Here is an 18,104-nt window from a genome sequence, read left to right on the forward strand (position 1 = left end):
AAAGGAATTTGTCATGATCACAAACCCAACCCTTCCCCTTTCCACTCCGGTCAAGGCGGTGAACATCGGCGCAGAACTGTTTGCCGACGCGCTCCGCGCGCAGGGCATCGAGACCGTGCAGTTGCAGTGGCGCCCGCCGCCGCCCGAGGTACTCAGGCACCAGCTTGCGCTGACGCAACTCCTCGCCGGAAGCCACGCGAAACACATCGCCGCCGCCAACGTCCGCGCAACCGAAACGCTGCTCGCCGCCGATCCGTGGTGGATTGACATGAAGCCCGCCATCGAGGTCGTGCCCGGTCTGAAGAAAAACATGATCCTCAAGTCCGGCCCGCCGCTGTCTTGGGAAAAATCCTGCCCCACGCAGCAAAACGGCGTGGTCAACGGCATCCTCCACGAGGGCCTCGCCGCCTCCGCCGACGAGGCCACCGCCCTTATCCGGTCCGGCAAGGTCGAGGTCGCCTCCGCCAACGACTACGCCATCGTCGGCCCCGGCGCCGGCATCCTCACGCCGTCCATGATCGTGAACGTCGTCGAGGACCGCTCCACCGGAAAACGCGGCTTCTGCGCCCCCTTCGAAGGGCCGAACCAGGGCGGCCTCTGCGGCTGGGGCACCTACAGTCCCGAAATCCGCGCATTTCTCCACGAGCTCAACGACACCATCGGCCCGCTCCTCTCCCGCGTCCTCCGCGCCGAGGGCGGCATCGCCATCCGCCCCATCATCACGCGCGGCGTCGAGATGGGCGACGAAACCCATACGCGCCAGGACGCCGAGGGGCTCATCCTCATCAACCGCCTCCTGTTCCTGCTCATGAAGCACGCGCCGGACGCCTCGCCCGCGCGCGGCGCCTGCGTGGACTTTTTGGAAAAGACCGAGCGCTTTTTCCACCCCGTCGGCATGGCCTCCGCCATGGCCACGGCGCAGTCGCTCAAAAACATCCCCGCCTCCACCGTCGTCACCGCGCTCTGCGGCAACGGCGTCGAATACGGCATAAAAATCAGCGCCCTCGGCGACCGCTGGTTCACCGCGCCCTCGCCTCAGCTTACCGGCATGTATCTCGCCTCCGACGCGAAACCCGGGGACACGCTGCCGTGGATCGGCGACAGCTCCGTGCTGGAGTCAATCGGTCTGGGCGGTTTCGCTGCCGCCGCCTCGCCCGCCGTCGCGCGCCTGCTCGGACGCACCTTCGCCGAGGCCGTTGCCCAGTCGCGCGAGCTGGCCGAAATCTGCCTGGCCGCCAACCGCAACTTCCTCGTGCCCGCGCTCGACTACACCGGCTCCCCGTCCGGCATAGACATCCTGAAAGTGCTCTCCACCGGCATCCTGCCCGCCATCCACGGCGGCATGATCTCGCGCACCGGCCTGCGCGTCGGCGCCGGCGTGGCCCGCGTGCCGTTCGCCTGCTTCGCCAGCGCGTTTGAAACCTACGTAAACCAGCCCACCCAATCCCTATGAAACCCGCCAAAGCCAACAACAGCCAAACCACCATCGCAAAAAATGGCGCGAACGTCCCGCCCTCGAACGGGAGCGCGGGCATTCCTGCCCGCGACATCGCGGACAAAAATGTCCGCGCTCCCAAAAACGCCGCCGTCCGCGCCGGCGAGTTCGCCGGCAAGGTCGTCCTCGTCACCGGCGGCGCCCAAGGCATTGGCGAGGGCGTCGCGCTTGAGTTCGCTCGCGCCGGCGCCGATGTCGCCTTCACCTATCTCGGCGCCAATTCGAAAAGCCGCGCCAAGGCCGTCCGCACCGCCGCCGCCCTCCGCAAGCTCGGTGCGCGCGTCGTCTTCGACGCCGTGGATGCCACCAGCGAACAGGCGGCGGAGGCCTTTGTCGTCCGCGTCCTCGCCGAACTCGGCCGCGTTGACGTCCTCGTCAACAATGTCGGCGGCGCCGGCACCGTGCCCGAGGGCGGCTTCGTCGGCCTGCCTCTCGACTACTGGCGCTCCCAGCTCGACAAAAACTTCTTCAGCGCCGTCATCTACGCACGCCTCGCCGTGCGGGACATGCTGCGCCGCCGCTCCCCCGGCGCCGTCATCAACATCGGCACCATCCACACCGCCAAGGTCTTTAATACCCGGTTCGTCCCCTATTCCTGCGCCAAGCAGGCCATGAACCAGCTTACCCGGGACCTTGCGGTCGAACTCGCCCCGCAAAACATCCGCGTAAACTGCATCGCCCCCGGCCTGATCAAAACCGCCCTCACCAAATGGCGCTACGACGCCGCCTGGTGGGCCGACGTCAATCAGCGCATTCCCATGCGCCGCCCGGGCTCGCCCGCCGAGATCGGCAAGATCGCCCTCTTCCTCGCCTCCCCGCGCTCCAGCTACCTCACCGGCCAGATCATCTACGTCGATGGCGGCGGCGCCGACGGCGGCTGGAAACTTTGATCTTCCCGCCCCTCTCGCGAAAAGGAAATCCAATCATGGAAATCGCCTCCGGCATCCACCTCCTCAAGTGCCCGCTCGACTCGCTCTGGACGGGCGTCTTCGTGCTCGCGCGCGAAAAACTCGTGGTCATTGACACGGCCTTCGATCACTCGCTCGTCGAGGTCGTCTATCCGTATCTGGAAAAAATCGGACGCTCCCCGGCGGACATTGATCTGGTGATCAACACCCACATTCACGGCGACCACATCGGCGGCAACGCCCGCCTGCAACGCGACTCGCGCGCGAAGTTCGCCGCCCACCGCCTCGGACGCGAGAAACTCGCCAACCCGTATTTTCACCTCAACAAAATCCGCAGCCGCTTCACGCCGCTCGTGCCGTTTCAGGAAATCAAGTCCGGCCTCCATCCGCAGGACATCGACATTGATCTTGAGCACGGGCAGATCATCGACCTCGGCGACTCGACGCTGCGCGTGCTCCACTCCCCCGGACACGCCGCCGAAGGCATCTGCCTGCACGACAGTGCCTCGGGCATCCTCTTTACCGGCGATGCCCTCCAAGGCGGCGGCACCATGAGCACCGGCGTCGCCCTCTATCACGACCTCGACGGCTATCTCCTCGCCCTTGACCGCGTCGCCGGCGCGCTCGCCGACGGCGTCACCATGATTGCCGCCTCGCACCCCTTCGACCCGATATCCGGTCTGGTGCCCGCCGCCGAATGCAGCGCGTTCCTGCGCTACTGCCGCGACAAGGTCGCCCGTCACGATGCCATCCTCCGCGGCTATCTCGCCGCGCACCGCGACGCCCCCGACCTGCGCGAAGCCGTCCGCCTCCTGCTCGAAGGCGCCGGTCTCACCACCGCGCCGACCGTCCCCGTCCTCGCCTACCACACCGCCGCCGCCCACCTCGCCAAGCTCGCCCCCGAAAAACAATGGGGCGAGCCGCTGTGACGCGACGTAACCCGACACTTAAACCCAAACCTTAAATTCAAACTTTTCCTCACCATGAAAAAACTACGCAGCCAATGGGATTTCGGCGTCGCGACTGTGAAGCGCGACGGCATCCTCCGCGGACTCGGCTTCACGAAAGAGGAGCTCCAGCGCCCCTTCATCGCCGTCGTCAACTCCTGGAATGAATACAACCCGGGACACATCCACTTGCGCGAGCTCGCCGAGCGCGTCAAACACGGCATCCGCGAGGCCGGTGGCCTCCCGTTCGAGGTCGTCACCACCGGCGTCTGCGATGGCCTCGTCCTCAAGGACCCCCGTTACATCGAACTGCCCAGCCGCAACCTCATCGCCGACGAGGTCGAACTCAACATCGAGGCCAACCTCTTCGACGGCATGGTTCTGCTCGGCACCTGCGACTCCATCGTGCCCGGCCACCTCATGGCCGCCGCCCGCATCGGCATCCCCGCCGTCCTCGTCACCGGCGGCTACATGCCCAACTGCGTTTACCAAGGCCGCGATCTCGGCGTCACCGAGGTCTCCGACGCCATCGGCAAGGTCATGGAGGGCCGCATGGACCGTGCCTCCTTCGACGAAATGGTGAGCTGCGGCCACGCCGGCCAGGGCGCCTGCGGCGAAATGACCACCGCCAACAGCATGTGCTGCGCCGCCGAGGCCATGGGCATGGCCCTGCCGGGCAACTCCACCACCGACGCCACCGACAAACGCCGCCTCTGGTCCATCGCCTACGAGGCCGGCATCCACGTCATGCGCATGCTCGTCCAAGGCGTCACCACCCGCGACCTCATCACCGAAAAATCCATCGAAAACGCCATCATCACCGACCTCGCCATCGGCGGCTCCACCAACCTCCTCCTCCACCTGCCCGCCATCGCCGCCGAGGCCGGCATCGAGCGCGATTGGTGGAAATTTTTCGACGAGGCCTCTCATCGCGTCCCGCTCCTCACCGCCATCTCTCCGAGCGGACGCTACTACTTCAAGGACTTCGACGCCGCCGGCGGCCTGCCCGCCCTCCTCAAAAATCTCCTCCCGCTTCTCCACGGCGATATCCCCACCGTGAACGGCAAAACCCTTGCCCAAAACGTCGCCTCCTCGTGCGTTTATCACAAGGACGTCATCCGCGGCCTCGACAACCCCGTCACCAAGGCCGCCGGCATCGCCGTGCTCTATGGCAACATCGCCCCCGAAGGCGCCATCATCAAGGCTGCCGCCCTCCATCCCGGCCAATACCACTTCGAGGGCGTCGCGCGCGTTTTCCACGACGTTGACGACGCCGTCGCCGCGCTCCGCCGCAAGGAAATCACGCCCGGCACCGCCGTGGTCATCCGCTACCTCGGCCCCAAGGGCCGCTTCGGCACGACCGCCTTTGCCTTCCAAAAGGAGCTTGCCGGCATGAGCATCGCCGACGAGGTCGCCATCATCACCGACGGGCGTTTCTCCGGCGGCACCTCCGGCCTGAGCATCGGCTACGTCGCCCCCGAGGCCGCGATCGGCGGTCCGCTGAACGCCGTGCTGGACGGTGACCGCGTCATTATAGACATCGAAAAACGCGCGATGAACATAGGCGTGAGCGACGAGGAAATAAAACGCCGCCAGGCAGCCGTGGACTGGAAATTTGACGAAACCAAATACAGCCGTTTTCTCCGCCTCTTCACTCGCAACGTCACCTCGACCGCCAAGGGCGCCACGTGGATATGAAGTTTAGGTTCGTCGCTTATGTAGAGAGCCCGTGAACCCAAAGAGGTTGAAAACGCGCAGAGAAGCCCTTTGTCCAAACGAAAGGGCGGCTCTGCGGTGCTCCATGTCTGGCCCTTCTCGCACGTCGAGTCACGGGCGGACGCGCTGAGGAGCGTCAGCGACGAGAGGGGAAGCGCCCGGCGGGAAAGGTGAAGCTGCGCCCCGCGCAGACTACCCAATACGGCTCCAAGTTATTCATAATCTCCTGAATGGGCCGGCCCCCGTTGACCCGGGGCCGGAGGCGCGTGCAATGGCGGTGGTGGGGCCCTCGTGCATGCGCTGCTTCCGATAGGTACACCGCCACGCGCAGGGGCTTGCCCGGTTTCCGGCGAGCGAGGGATGCGTCCTCTCCGTCCATGCGTGGAGACCATGCGCCTTGGTGGGAAAAGCCAATGACGCAAAATCGGGATATGTTGGCGTAATTCCGGCACTAGACAACCATGCACGGGACATTCAAGCTGGCATCAAAAATCAGTCAATTCCAGCCAGCATCCAAATAGCCTAAACCGATATGAAAACCTTGAATCATGCAGAAAATATAACCGCTGTGCCCCTCGGCGCCGCCTCCGCGATGGCGGCAGGCAGGCGCTGGACGGAAGAACGCACCGCACCCCGCATAGCCAGAAAGAGGCGGACTTCATCCGCCGCATAACCCCCAAAAAAACTTAAAGCCAATCTCTTATAAAAGCAGGAACAAGCCAGGCTTTGGCATATAGACACAGGAAACAATATGATGAAAGACAAAGTAACGGCAATCGTCGAAAAAGCCACAATCCCCACATATATACCCAAAAAAGCGATGGAACTGCCCATGTTCTTTGAGAACAAGCCCTACCAGGGGGCCAGCGGCAGGTTGTATCCCCTGCCTTTTTCCGACAGGATAAGCGATGATAAAAGCAATGTGGATTACGATGTTTACACATTGGAAAACGAATATGTCAGAACGCAGGTTCTGCCGCGCTTCGGCGGCAAGATCCTGCGCGGCTACGACAAGATCGGAAATTATGACTTTATTTATTACAACGAGGTCATCAAGCCCGCCCTCGTCGGCCTGGCGGGGCCGTGGATTTCGGGCGGCATAGAGTTTAATTTCCCCCAGCACCACCGCCCGACAACCTACATGCCCCTTGAGGCGGTCCTTGAGAAAAACGCCGACGGTTCAAAAACCGCATGGGTGGGCGAGGTCGATCCGTTTCACAGGATGAAGGGCATGGCGGGAATAACCCTCGAGCCGGGGCGCTCTTATATAAAAGCCAAAATACGCGTGTATAATCGCACGAACCGCCCGCAGGTGTTCATGTGGTGGGCGAACCTCGCCGTTCCGGTCAACGACAGCTACCGAACCATATTCCCCCCCGACGTGGAATGGGTGAACGACCACGACAGGAGGGCCGTGATGAGCTGGCCCATCGCAAAGGGCGTTTACAAAACCGCGCGTCCCTTTGATTACGGGGATGGCACGGATCTGTCACAATACAGCGCGGTCAAGGTGCCGTCCTCGTTCATGGTGTCCCAAGGGCAGTCAGACATGGACTTTGTCGCCGGTTACGACGGTGGCAGACAAAAGGGAATCGTCACAGTCGCGGATCATCATATTTCCCCGGGCAAAAAGATGTGGCACTGGGGAATGGGCGATTTCGGCGACATGTGGTGCCAGAACCTTACGGACGAAAACGGTCCGTATATAGAACTGATGACCGGAATATACACCGACAACCAGCCGGATTTCACGTGGCTTGCGCCATACGAGTCGAGGGTATTTGAGCAATACTGGTATCCCATCCGCGACATCGGCGATGTTAAGAACGCCTCGATTGACGCCGCCATGAACGTGGAGCAGCGCGAGGACAGGTTGTTTTTCGGTTTTAATGTGACCGGCTCCTTTGACGGCGCGCGGATAAGCGTCGCGCACAAGGGTAATGTTGTATTCGAGGATGTCGCGAACCTAAGCCCGAAGGCGGCATGGCTGAGGGAAATCCCAATGGGAGACATGAACATCGAGGATGTGACCGTTTCCCTTTCCTCGCGCGATGGGAAAAAACTGGTGGAATACACCACCTATAAACGCGGGCAAAAACAACCCATTGAACCGCGAAAGCCCGTCTTGCGCCCCTCGGAAATCAATAATATCGAGGAACTGTATATCAATGGCTTGCACCTGGAGCAGTATAAACAGCACAATTACGATGCAAAGGACTATTATATTGAGGGCCTGAACCGTGATCCGGGTGACGTCCGCTGCAACACCGCCCTTGCGCGCCTGTGCCTGAAAAACGGCGAATTTGAAAAATGCGTGGGCTACAGCGATGCGGCCATAAAACGGCTGACGCTAAGAAACCAGCACCCCGTGGATACGGAGGCCATGTATCTCAAGGGGCTCGCCCTTAAATATCTTGGAAAATACGATGAAGCGTATGACGTTTTGTTCAAGGCCGGGTGGAATTACGCCCACAGGGGGGCCGCATATTACGAGCTGGCGAACATTGATTGCATGAACGGCAAATTCGCCGACGCGCTTGAAAAACTGGATGTTTCGGCGGGCTTGCATGAGGGCCATACAAAGGCGTTGAATTTGAAGGCCGCCATCTTCAGAAAGCTGGGATGCGCGGAAAAAGCGCGGGAGGCGGCGAGGACCGCCGGGCTTGTTGACCCGCTGGACATGTTCTCGCGGGTCGAGCTGGCCCGCCTTGGTGATGATAAAGAGATAATCGAAACATACGGCGGCAAGCCCGAGAACTTTATTGATGTGGCGTGCGACTACATTGGTGCCGGATTTTATGACGACGCGCTTTTTGCCCTCGGTCTGACCGGCGTCGATTATCCATTGTTCGACTACTATCGCGCCCTGTGCCATGACAAAATGGGACAGGCGGACAAGGCCGCCGAATACTGCAAAAAAGCCGACAGCCAGGATACCGGATATTGCTTCCCCTCGCGGCTTGAAGACATGGCCGCGCTCGAATGCGGAATCGCGCTCTATCCCGCCGGGGCAAACGCATACTATTATTTAGGCTGCTTGTATTATGACAAATTCCGCTATGACGCGGCGATGTCATGCTGGGAAAAAGCGATTGAAAGAAACGGAGGCCACGCCAAGGCGCTCAGAAACCTTGCCCTGGCCTATTTTGATAAAAAAGGCGACTTCATTTCCGCAAAAACCCGCATGGAGAAAGCACTGGAAAGCGACACGACCGAGCCGCGCCTCCTGTTTGAATACCAGCACTTGCTTAAAAACATGAATATCGCGCCAGAAAAACGCCTGGCGGTGTATGACAAGCATGAAAATTTAATGTTGATGCGGGATGACAGCTATCTGGATTATTTGACATTAAAATCCATGACGGCCGATTACTCCACGGCCATCGAGCTTGCCAAAACAAGACGTTTCCACATATACGAGGGCGGCGAGGGAAAACTGACCCGGCAGCACGCTTGGATGCACGTTTTATACGGCAACGAGCTTGCCGGGAAGGGCGACTTAGGGAAGGCGGCCGAAATATACAAGGACGGCATCAACATGCCAAAGTCGTATGGCGAGGCCAAAACCTTCTTCAATCAGGAGGCCCATGTGTATTATTTCACGGGGCTGCTGCTTGAAAAACAAGGGCTGGATTCGATGGGAGCCTTTGCAGAGGCCGCGGTTTACAAAGCCGCCGTTTCGGAGCTTTCAATGTTCCGGGCGCTGGCCTTGCGGAAGCTCGGGCGATTTGCCGAGGCCGGCGCAGTTTTGGAGGAGATGATGCGCGCGGGCGATAATCTTATCGAAAACCGCGACCGTCGCACTTATTATGGCGTCGGCTCACCGTCGCCGCTGCCGTTTGAGAACGACATTGTAAAGAACAACCTTGTGGAAGGATATGTTTTAAAAGCGTATGCCTCGCTGGGGTTGGGAAAATTTGGGAATGCGGAGGATCATATTAAAAAAGCCGGGGATCTTAATCCGCATGATTTTAGAATATACGCATTCCATTGCATCAAGGACAGGATTGATGTTTGAAATTAATTAACCACCAAAAACAATGTCCTCTAAAAGACCGTTCTGGCACGGCTACAAATGGGAGATGCTCGCGCTGCTCTCGGTGGCCTTTTTGCTCAACCAGGCCGACCGCGCCATTTACGGCGTGGTGCTGCCGCAGATCACGGTCGATCTGCAGTTGACCGAGTCGCAGGCCGGCCTTGTCGCCACCGTGCTTTTTCTGACGATGGCGGTGTTGATGCCCTTCGCCGGGTTCGCCGGCGACCGGCTGCCCAAGGCGCGCCTCATCACCTTCTGCCTCATCCTTTGGAGCGTGGCGACGCTGTTCACCGGCGTCGTTGGCGGCGTGGTGGGACTGGTGCTGTTGCGCAGCGTGCTGACCGGCGGGGCCGAGGCTTTTTACGCTCCGGCGGCCTACGCGCTGGTGGCGAAGTTTCACACGACCACGCGCAGCATTGCCCTGTCCGTCCATCAGGCTGCATTTTACGTCGGCGTCATGACGAGCGGTTTCATCGCGGGCTGGGTCGCCGAGCAATGGGGCTGGCGCCACGCCTTCTATACTTACGGTGGCGCAGGCATCCTGCTCGGCTTTGTGTTCATGTTCCGTCTCCGTGACACACGGGTGCCCGTCTTGGACGAGGAAACTCCAAGTTCCCAAATTACGGATTCCAGCCCGGTTGAAAAAACAAATTCCGACGGCCCCCCGCCGGGTTTCTGGCAGTCCTTCAGTTTATTTTTCCGCGTGCCCTCGGCGTTGCTGCTTACCTGCGGCTTCGCCGGGATTCACTGCGCGCACTCCGCCTACATAGTGTTCGCGCCCAAGCTGCTCCTCGAAAAATTCCCCTCGCTCTCACTCACGATGGCCGGCGGCTACGCGATGTTCTTCCATTATCTCGCGGCGTTCGTGGGAATCATTGCCGGCGGCGTGTTATCGGATTATTTGGTGAGCAAGCGTCCCGCCGTGCGGCTGGAGTTGCAACTGGTCTCGATGGCCCTCGGTGTGCCGTTTATTGTTTGGATGGGCCTTGCGCCAAGCCTTGTGTCGGTTTGCGTTGCCATGTCTTTCTTCGGCCTGTTGCGCGGCGTGTATGAAAGCAACACCCAGGCTTCGCTCTTCGATGTGATCCCGCCGCGCTTCCGCGGCATGGCGTGGGGGGTGATGGCGATGCTCGCGCTTATCCCCAGCTCCTTCATGCCCTGGCTGATGGGCATGGTGAAGGACCGGCTGCCGGAGAACGGCTTCTCGTATGGCTTCGCGGCGACGGGCGTGTTCTGGGTGCTCGGCGCCCTCGCGCTTCTGGCGGCAAGACTGCGCACCTTCCATCGCGACCGCATTGACCTCTCTTGAAAAATTCCCAGCATCCCGCCCCGCCCTGCGATCAGGTCAGGTCAAACCACTCGCAGACTCGTAGGCACTTCATTCATAGACACGTTCATTAGCGGTTAAAGAAGGTTCGCTTTGATTGCAGTCGTTTCATAGGGGCATCTATACGCGTGCGCGCGTGATGTTGCGATATTGCAGCGCAGAGAGCGCGAAGAAGCCGGATTTTTATCCACGGGGGATCGGCACACAACCGGTGCCCGGGCTGAACCTCACCCTCGGTAATGCTGCCTGTGCTGGTCGCGGTATTCGCACGGGGACATCCCCGTCTGCGTGGCAAACATTTGCACGAACGCGGACTGCGACAAATAGCCGCTCTGCACCGGGATGTCACCGAGCGGCATGTCCGTCTGCCTCAGCAGTTGCTTCGCGCCCTGCAGCCGTAACTGCACGAGATAATCATGCACGGTCTTTCCCACGTCGGCGGAAAATATCCGCTCAAGCGTGCGCCGGGACACGCCCGCGGCGGCGGTCACCTGATCCACGCCAATCGGATGGTGGCTTTCCGCACGCATGAACTCAAGCGCCTTGAGCACCGCGGGACGCGCCGCCGGCAGCCTGTCCGTCGAGGTGCGGCTGATTATGTCCAGCGGAGCGAGCGACAGCCACTTTTCCTTGACCTTTTTTCCGGCCATCAGCCGCTCCAGCATCTCCGCCCCCATCCATCCGATTTTCCGCGTCGGCAGCACCACGCTGGAAAGGCGCGGCTGCGTCATTTCGCAAATCAACTCATCGTTGCCAGCGCCGATCACCCCGACCTCGTCCGGCACGCGGATGCCCGCCCAGCGGCACGCCTCCAGCACGCGTTCGCCAATCCTGTCGTCGCAGGCCAGCACGCCGGCGGGCTTGGGCAGCGCCTTGATCCAGCGCATCAGCGGCGTGATGTCCACCGGGCCGTCGAGCCATGTATCCTTGAAGACATGGCCCGCGCCATTCGTCTGCTCCACAAAATGCGCCAGCCGCGTGTCCGAGGTGGGGTTGTTGGCGAACCCGCAGAACCCGAGGTGCTCGAAGCCGGCCGAGCGGAGGTGCCCGGCCCCCGCGCGCACGAGCATGGCGTCATCCTGGAACACAGCCGCGTCCGCCAGGTGCAGGTTCTGCGAGTCGGTCTCCACGCACACCGCGCCACCCTCCTTCAGCATCTTTTGAAACCCCTGGTCCAGGCAGTCGAAAATGATCGCCCCGTCAAAGGCGAGGAGGGCGTCGCGGACAAGGACGCTTTTGTTGTCCTGCTGGATCCGGTAGGTCTGCCAGTTCTGCTTCTGCGCATATTGCAGGAAGCCGAGCAGCCGTTCGCGGCCCCACTGGTCGCGTGTGCCTATGCACACCGCCACGCGCAGGGGCTTGCCCGGTTTCCGCCGTGCGAGGGCCTTTTTTCGTCCATCCATCCATGGACCTCATGTATTCCGGAAGGAAAAGTCAATGACGCAAAATCGGTATATGTTGGCGTAATTCCGGCACTAGACAGCCATGCCCGGATCATCCACGCTGGCGTCAAAAATCAGGTACCCTCAACCACAACCCAAACAGCCTAATGCCGCTCGCATCTTCAAAGCAGCATCGCCGGGCTGCGCCCCCTACGCCACTCCAAACACGCCGCTTAAACCATGCGGGCTGAACCACGTCCGCTCCCATCAAAAAATACCCTCACCACCAATCAGAATCTATAGTTTATGAAAACCACCGCCTGCCTCTCCGCCCTGCTCCTCTTGTCCGCGCTTGCGCTCGCCGCGCCTCCGCCCGCCGGTGCCGCGCCGCTGCCGCAAGCCAGACGCAACGCCAGTCAGGAAGCCGGCATGAAACTCAAGGCCGGGGTCACCGACCTTCATGCCGATCTCGTTTACAAAAAAGTCGGTGACGACGACATCACCCTCGACCTCTTCCTGCCGAAAACAAAAACCGGCAAAGACGGAAAGGCGCTTTTCCCGAATGGCACGCCGGTGGTGTTTTATTTACACGGCGGCGCTTGGAGCGCGGGCAACCGCTACGGCCACTCGCTTTCCGATGTGCAATTTTTCAGCGATAACGGCCTCGCTCTTGTTCTGGTCACTTACCGCTTCACCAAGAAAGGCAACGGCCTCACTCTCGCCGACTGCGTCACGGACTGCTTCGACGCCGCCCGCTTCATCGCCAAAAACGCCGCCCAATACGGCCTTGATCCGACGCGCTTCCTCGCCCACGGGAGCTCAGCCGGCGGCCACTTGTCGCTGATGGTGCTGCTGGCCGACCCCGCGCAATTCCCCGGCGACTCCGGCCTTGCCGGCGCGACATTTCGCTTCATCGGAGCTGTCGCCGCCTGCCCTCCCTGCACCTTCTATTCCCCGGAGGCATGGGGAAAAAACGAGGTGCGCCAGACCGAGCAGTGGTTCGTCGAACGGCTCGGCGGCCTCCGTTCCGAGACGCGCGAACTCGCCCAAAAAGTCAGCCCGCTCTGGTGGCTGAAAAAAGACTCCCCCCGCGCACTCATCATTCAGGGCGAGGCCGACCCGAAGGTGAACGTCGGCCACGCGCTTCTCATGGAGAAAAAAGCGCGCGAACTCGGCGCAGACCTCACCGTCTGGCGCATCCCCGGCGCCAACCACAGTTTCAAAGGAAACCGCTCCCCGATGAAAAACATCCGCTGGCAGGACCTCGCCTGCCCCAACCTCCTCGACATGGCCCGGAACTAGGGGCAGGGAGCGGGAGCACGCTGGTTTATAAATATTTCATCCATGAATAATCAAAACAATAAACTCATCGCAGACACGAAGAACACTGATCATTTCATATAGCCTCTTTTCATCTTCGTGCCCTCTGTGGTGAAATTAAAAAATATCATCATGATCTTCGATGCCTGCGTTCAGTATGGATTCCGCACCAAACGAAATCGCAGCACCACCAATTTCAACCACATCATCGGCGTGAATATCAAAAACCTGAACGACACCGTCCGGTATACCCATAACGGCATACGCAACTCCAGACACCAGATATGCCTCCGCTACAGCATAGGCTTCTGAAGAAAAGCATGAAAACCAGCAGCGAGTAGTGAGCAGAAAGACACCAAGACAGGAAAACAAGCAAATCACATCATCCCGAAACAGCGCAGGCGAAACCTGCGCTGTTGCCGCCGCAGGCGGCCATGCTCGCCCCGCTACTCGATGCCACATCCGCCGCCCCATTTTTAATCCTTAGTTTTCTTCGTCCACCCACCCGCATCTTATGAAAACACTCCGCGCTTTCACACGCTGCCTCTTTCTGGCCTTCGGCCTTCAGGCTTTCAGCCTTTTGCTCCCCGCCGCCAATATTTATTGGGACCCTGGAGTCACGGGCACTTGGTTCACTCCCAACGGCTGGCGCGAAGGCAGCGCCACCGGTGCCTTGCGCGGCGCCCCTCTCGATACTGACAGCGCTTACATCGGAACCGGTCACGTCACCATCGGCACCGGCGTCTTGGCTGCCAATGCCACACTCTATGTCGGCTACGGCGCGAGTTCCTCCGGCACGCTTGTCATCGAAGCCGGCGGTGTGGACTGGACTACCAGCAACGGTTATATCGGCTACTCAAGCGGCGGCAGTCTTGGTCGTGCCATCGTCGGGGGGCTCATGCACATCGGTTCCTATCTTATAACCGGCTATTCCGGCACCGGCTACCTTGATATTACCTCCAGTGGCACTGTGCAAGCCATCGATTATCTCAACTTTGGCCACACTGCCGCTGGCAGGGGCTTCGCCAACGTCGAGGGCACCTTGGATGTCGGTTCCTATATGTTGCTCGGGCGTCAGGGCCAGGGCACCATGGATGTCGCCTCCGGCGGCGTTGTATCAATCTCCACCTACTTGGATGTTGGCCAGTCGGCCGGAAGCGTCGGTCTCCTCAACCTCGCGGGCAGCCTTTCTGCCGGCACCTACATTAATATCGGCGGCAATGGCGCCGGCACTGTCAATGTCACTCCCAGCGGCTCCATGAGGGCCACCGGCACCACTTCCATTGGCAACGGCGCCGGTTCCCGCGGCACCCTCGATGTTGCCGGCACTTATGTTGGCAACGGGGAATTTCGCATCGGCGGCAGCGGGACGGGCACGCTCATGCTGCGCGACGGCGGCTCCGTGCGCGTCGGCACCGGCACCATCACCCTCGCCCAGGCCGCCACCGGCCTGCTCGAAATCGCCGGGGCTAGTGCCGGCGCCATCACCGGCACAAACGGCACAAGCCCCGTCACTATCACCGGCGGCGCCGGCAGCGCGCGCGTCTTGTTTTCGCACAGCGACGCAAATTACACGTTCGCGAACAATCTCGCCGGCTCGCTCGCCGTCGAGGTCAACGGCGGCGGCCTCACCACCCTCACCGGCTCCAACAATTACACCGGCGGCACCATCGTGCGCTCCGGCACCCTCGCCGGCTCGACCGCGAGCATCCGCGGCGACTCCATCCTGGTTGACGGCGCTCTCCTCCTCGACACGCCCGACGCTCACAGCCTCACCCTCACCGGCACCGGCGCATTCAACAAACTCGGCGCCGGCTCGCTCACGCTCACCCCCGCCTCCAGCTTCACCGGCGCGTTTATCGTGGCCGCGGGCGCCGTCACGCTCTCCGGCGCAGCCACGCTTGACAACACCAGGGCCGTCACGCTCGCCTTCGGTGGCACGCTCACCGGCTCACTTGCGCGCACCGCCGGCCAGACACTCTCCGCCGCCGCTGGCAGCGCCATCACCGGCAATGTTTCATTCAACAACACCACGCTCGCGCTCGCGCCCGCGTCCCCGGGTGCGGCGGCGTTCTCCATCGGCGGCAACCTCACGTTTGCCGACTCCACCCTCAAACTCGGCCTCTTCGACGCATCCGACAGCATCATCGACATCGGGGGAACTGTCAGCATTGCCGGCGTGAACACCATCGACCTCACACTCGGCATGTCCGGCTCCTACACGCTCTCCGGTCTCGGCGCGCTGGCCGGCAGCACCATCACGATTGACGGCGCCGCGCAAGGCGGCCTCCGCCAGACCGCCTTCACCACTGCCGCCGGCGCCGACCTCCTGATTTTATTCGACGCCGATATTTCGCGCAGCCTCATCTGGACGGGCTCCGCCTCCGCACTCTGGAACGTCATCGACGACAACTGGACCGGCTCCAACAACACCAAAAACTACGCCGCCCTCGACACCGTCATCTTCGACGGCGTCACGGACGCCGCCAACCCTGCCAACCGCACGATCACGCTCACCCAGAATACGCGAGTTTCCGACATCACTGTTTCAGGCGACGCCGATTACACCTTTGACGGCGCGGGTGGCATCACTTCCGGCACGACCATCATCACTGCGAGCGGCAGCGCCAATCTCACAGGCGTCACGGGCAAACTCAATAAATCCGGCGCAGGCACGCTTACCTTCGAAAACACAGGCGCGAACAATTTTGTGGGAGGCATCGAAATCTCCGGCGGCGCCATCGTCTTCAACGACGTCGCCCAGCTCGGCACCGCCACCGTCGGCGGTGGGCACGCTCCGATCAGTTTCACCGGCTCCGGCGGCACGTTCGTCGGCGTCCTTTCCGGCACCGGCGCGCTCGCCGCCGAAGTCAGCATCGCCGGCGCCGCAACCGCCACCCTCGACATCGCCGACGGCACGCTTGAGCTTGCCGCCGGCGTCTCCGGCGCGGGCGCGCTCGAAAAAACCGGCGACGGCACGCTCACCATCACCGGCGACGCCGTGCATACCGGGGCCGTCACCATCACCGGCGGCACGCTTGCCGCCGGCGGCGGAAACCTGCGCGGTGCGTCCATCACAAACAACGCCGCCCTTGCGCTCGGCGTCGGCGACGCCGGCGCGGTGTACTCCGGCGCAATGACCGGCACTGGCGCGTTCTTCAAGATCGGCACGGGCGCGCTTGAAGTCACCGGCGCCATCACGGTTGACACCGTGACCATTTCCCAAGGCGCGCTCGCCATCAAGCCCGCCGCCACGCTCGCCGCGGCGGCGGCGTTTCACATCGCGCCCGGCGCCGCGCTCCACGGCACGGGAGCCTTCTCCGCTCCACAGTTGACCAATGCCGGTGTCATCAAGGTGGGCCGCGCCGCCAACCAGGCTGCGCAGCACGGCGTGATGACCTTCACCGGCAACTACACCGGCGCCGCCGGCGCGGAAATCCGCCTCGACATGTCCTTCAACGCCAATGGCGCGATGGAGTTCGACCGTTTCATCATCAACGGCAACGCCGACGGTGTCACCCGCCTCTCGTTGCAGGAGCAGCCCAGCGCCGAGCGTTTGAAGGGCGACACCTCGCTGCTGCCCGCGCTCGGCGACATGCTCACCGTCACCGGCAGCGTTGCCCCGGACGCGTTTGTCCACGACGGCACCGTCGAATTCGGCGGCGGCCAATACCGCTGGGATTTTTCACTCAACGGCGGCGCCGGCGGCTGGCGCACGCTCGTCATCGAACCGGCCAGCGCCTTCGGCATGCTGGACGCCGCCGTGCTGCTCATTGGCCGCGCGTCGTTTGCCTCCATCGAAAACCGGCTCCTCGCCGCCCGCGAGACAAACACGGGGCAGAAAAAACACCTCTGGGCCGCCGGTCTCCAGCGCAGCGAAAATCTCGGCGCCGTGCGCTACGATCACTACGAAACCTCCCCGCGCGCCGACGCCGACACGCAGGGCATCCAGGCCGGCATCGACTGGTTTGCCGATCGCCAAGGCGCTTTCATCTTCGGCCTCTTTGTTGACTACGCAAAATCCGACATGCACCTGCCCGGGCGCACCACCTACAGCCGCGCCACCTCCACGGGCTACGGCATGTATGGCGCATGGAATATCGGCGGCCTGCACGTTGACGCACGCCTGCGCCTTGGCTCGGAGAAATACAATATCGGCGCCACACGCGTCGCGCCCTTCGCCACCACGGGTTACAGTTGGGGCGGCTCGTTCTCCGCCGGATACGATATTGCCCTCGGGAAAACCGGCAAGTGGCGTCTCGAACCCGCCGCGCGCTTCGTTTACCAGGAACACAACATCGAGGGAGCCACCGACGCCTTCGGGCGCCACTACGACGTTGACAGCGCCAATTCGCGGGAAACCCGCCTTGGCCTGCGCCTCAGTCGCGAGGGCGTCTGGAAAAACGGCCTCAAGTGCGCCCCGTATATTCATGCGGGCTGGCTCTACGATTTCGGCGGCGAAGGCCGCCTTGTTGTGGCGCGCGAGACATTCAATCATAATTTCGGCGGCGGCGGCGCGGAGCTTGGCGGCGGCCTGCTGTTCGAATTGCGCCGCAACATCACCCTTCAGGCGGGCTTCGCGTGGTTCGACACTGCGTCCACGCAAGGCACGACAGCCACTGCCGGCATTGCTATTGCGTGGTGAGGCGCCCGCCTCGCCCGCCAGAAATTAAGAATTAAGGGAATTTCTAAAATCCATTTTGACAGCGAAGGACGCAAAGATCGAAAAGCATTAATAATAGCATAATTACTTTATCACAATTAATTATAAATAAATGATCTTCATCAATATTGTTTTCTTCGCTCCCTTTGCGTCCTTCGCTGTTAATTTTAGATCCTCCCTTAATATTTAAAAATGGAGCCCACGGCCCAAGTTCACTCGCAAAATTTATAAAACCACTACCCCCCCACACACACTCACTATATATCCGCATCCCCGCGCGGCAAAATCGCGCATTTGTCGGGCACGCAGT

Annotated in this window: 10 protein-coding genes and 1 pseudogene; 9 read left to right on the plus strand and 2 right to left on the minus strand. The window is 61.3% G+C overall.

The genetic code is table 11. The annotated features are described in order from the left end of the window. Nucleotides 1–13 precede the first annotated feature (13 nt). The 7 genes and pseudogenes from OH491_RS03405 to OH491_RS03435 all read left to right on the plus strand — a co-directional run bounded on the left by OH491_RS03405 (nt 14) and on the right by OH491_RS03435 (nt 10,411). Nucleotides 14–1,453 carry a DUF1116 domain-containing protein gene (locus OH491_RS03405; protein WP_084441938.1) on the plus strand — a complete coding sequence of 480 codons (1,440 nt, stop codon included), beginning with the start codon at nt 14–16 and terminating at the stop codon, nt 1,451–1,453. Beyond that, on the plus strand, nt 1,450–2,385 hold the full coding sequence (locus OH491_RS03410; protein ID WP_084441937.1) for an SDR family NAD(P)-dependent oxidoreductase: 936 nt from the start codon (nt 1,450–1,452) through the stop codon (nt 2,383–2,385). The genes OH491_RS03405 and OH491_RS03410 overlap by 4 nt, the downstream gene beginning before the upstream one ends. A gap of 35 nt (nt 2,386–2,420) precedes the next feature. Next, entirely contained in the window at nt 2,421–3,332 is a 912-nt protein-coding gene (locus OH491_RS03415; RefSeq protein WP_068769327.1) for an MBL fold metallo-hydrolase, read from the plus strand. A gap of 54 nt (nt 3,333–3,386) precedes the next feature. Continuing rightward, a complete protein-coding gene (locus OH491_RS03420; RefSeq protein ID WP_068769326.1) occupies nt 3,387–5,048 on the plus strand; it encodes a dihydroxy-acid dehydratase in 1,662 nt (553 codons plus the stop codon). 850 nt (nt 5,049–5,898) lie between these two features. Further along, nucleotides 5,899–6,810, plus strand: a pseudogene (locus OH491_RS03425) (DUF5107 domain-containing protein); the annotation flags it as partial. Nucleotides 6,811–7,077: 267 nt separating this feature from the next. After that, nucleotides 7,078–9,084 (plus strand): tetratricopeptide repeat protein, encoded by a 2,007-nt coding sequence (locus OH491_RS03430; protein ID WP_334319135.1) that lies wholly within the window; start codon nt 7,078–7,080, stop codon nt 9,082–9,084. 22 nt (nt 9,085–9,106) lie between these two features. After that, nucleotides 9,107–10,411 carry an MFS transporter gene (locus OH491_RS03435; protein ID WP_068769325.1) on the plus strand — a complete coding sequence of 435 codons (1,305 nt, stop codon included), beginning with the start codon at nt 9,107–9,109 and terminating at the stop codon, nt 10,409–10,411. A 245-nt stretch (nt 10,412–10,656) separates the two neighbouring features. Here the strand turns inward: OH491_RS03435 and OH491_RS03440 are convergent, their stop codons facing one another. Beyond that, a complete protein-coding gene (locus OH491_RS03440; RefSeq protein WP_068769324.1) occupies nt 10,657–11,832 on the minus strand; it encodes a xylose operon transcription regulator XylR in 1,176 nt (391 codons plus the stop codon). Between the two features lie 285 nt (nt 11,833–12,117). On the opposite strand from OH491_RS03440, the gene OH491_RS03445 reads away from it, so the two are divergent. Continuing rightward, nucleotides 12,118–13,113 carry an alpha/beta hydrolase gene (locus OH491_RS03445; protein WP_068769323.1) on the plus strand — a complete coding sequence of 332 codons (996 nt, stop codon included), beginning with the start codon at nt 12,118–12,120 and terminating at the stop codon, nt 13,111–13,113. Between the two features lie 135 nt (nt 13,114–13,248). On the opposite strand, the gene OH491_RS03450 is transcribed toward OH491_RS03445, so the two are convergent. Beyond that, complete coding sequence (locus tag OH491_RS03450; protein WP_145928629.1) at nt 13,249–13,593, minus strand: hypothetical protein; 345 nt, start codon at nt 13,591–13,593, stop codon at nt 13,249–13,251. 52 nt (nt 13,594–13,645) lie between these two features. Here OH491_RS03450 and OH491_RS03455 point away from each other — a divergent pair, with 52 nt between their 5' ends. Beyond that, nucleotides 13,646–17,776, plus strand: coding sequence for an autotransporter domain-containing protein (locus OH491_RS03455; RefSeq protein WP_068769321.1), 4,131 nt, complete (start codon nt 13,646–13,648; stop codon nt 17,774–17,776). The last annotated feature ends 328 nt before the right edge of the window (nt 17,777–18,104 follow it).

The organism is Termitidicoccus mucosus (assembly GCF_038725785.1).
GTDB classification, from domain to species: Bacteria; Verrucomicrobiota; Verrucomicrobiia; order Opitutales; family Opitutaceae; genus Termitidicoccus; species Termitidicoccus mucosus.

Coding starts and splice junctions, on each gene's coding strand:
- OH491_RS03430 (WP_334319135.1), top strand. CDS start 7,078: ATGAACATCGAGGATGTGACCGTTTCCCTTTCCTCGCGCGATGGGAAA.
- OH491_RS03435 (WP_068769325.1), top strand. CDS start 9,107: ATGTCCTCTAAAAGACCGTTCTGGCACGGCTACAAATGGGAGATGCTC.
- OH491_RS03410 (WP_084441937.1), top strand. CDS start 1,450: ATGAAACCCGCCAAAGCCAACAACAGCCAAACCACCATCGCAAAAAAT.
- OH491_RS03420 (WP_068769326.1), top strand. CDS start 3,387: ATGAAAAAACTACGCAGCCAATGGGATTTCGGCGTCGCGACTGTGAAG.
- OH491_RS03455 (WP_068769321.1), top strand. CDS start 13,646: ATGAAAACACTCCGCGCTTTCACACGCTGCCTCTTTCTGGCCTTCGGC.
- OH491_RS03405 (WP_084441938.1), top strand. CDS start 14: ATGATCACAAACCCAACCCTTCCCCTTTCCACTCCGGTCAAGGCGGTG.
- OH491_RS03450 (WP_145928629.1), bottom strand. CDS start 13,593: ATGTGGCATCGAGTAGCGGGGCGAGCATGGCCGCCTGCGGCGGCAACA.
- OH491_RS03415 (WP_068769327.1), top strand. CDS start 2,421: ATGGAAATCGCCTCCGGCATCCACCTCCTCAAGTGCCCGCTCGACTCG.
- OH491_RS03445 (WP_068769323.1), top strand. CDS start 12,118: ATGAAAACCACCGCCTGCCTCTCCGCCCTGCTCCTCTTGTCCGCGCTT.
- OH491_RS03440 (WP_068769324.1), bottom strand. CDS start 11,832: ATGGATGGACGAAAAAAGGCCCTCGCACGGCGGAAACCGGGCAAGCCC.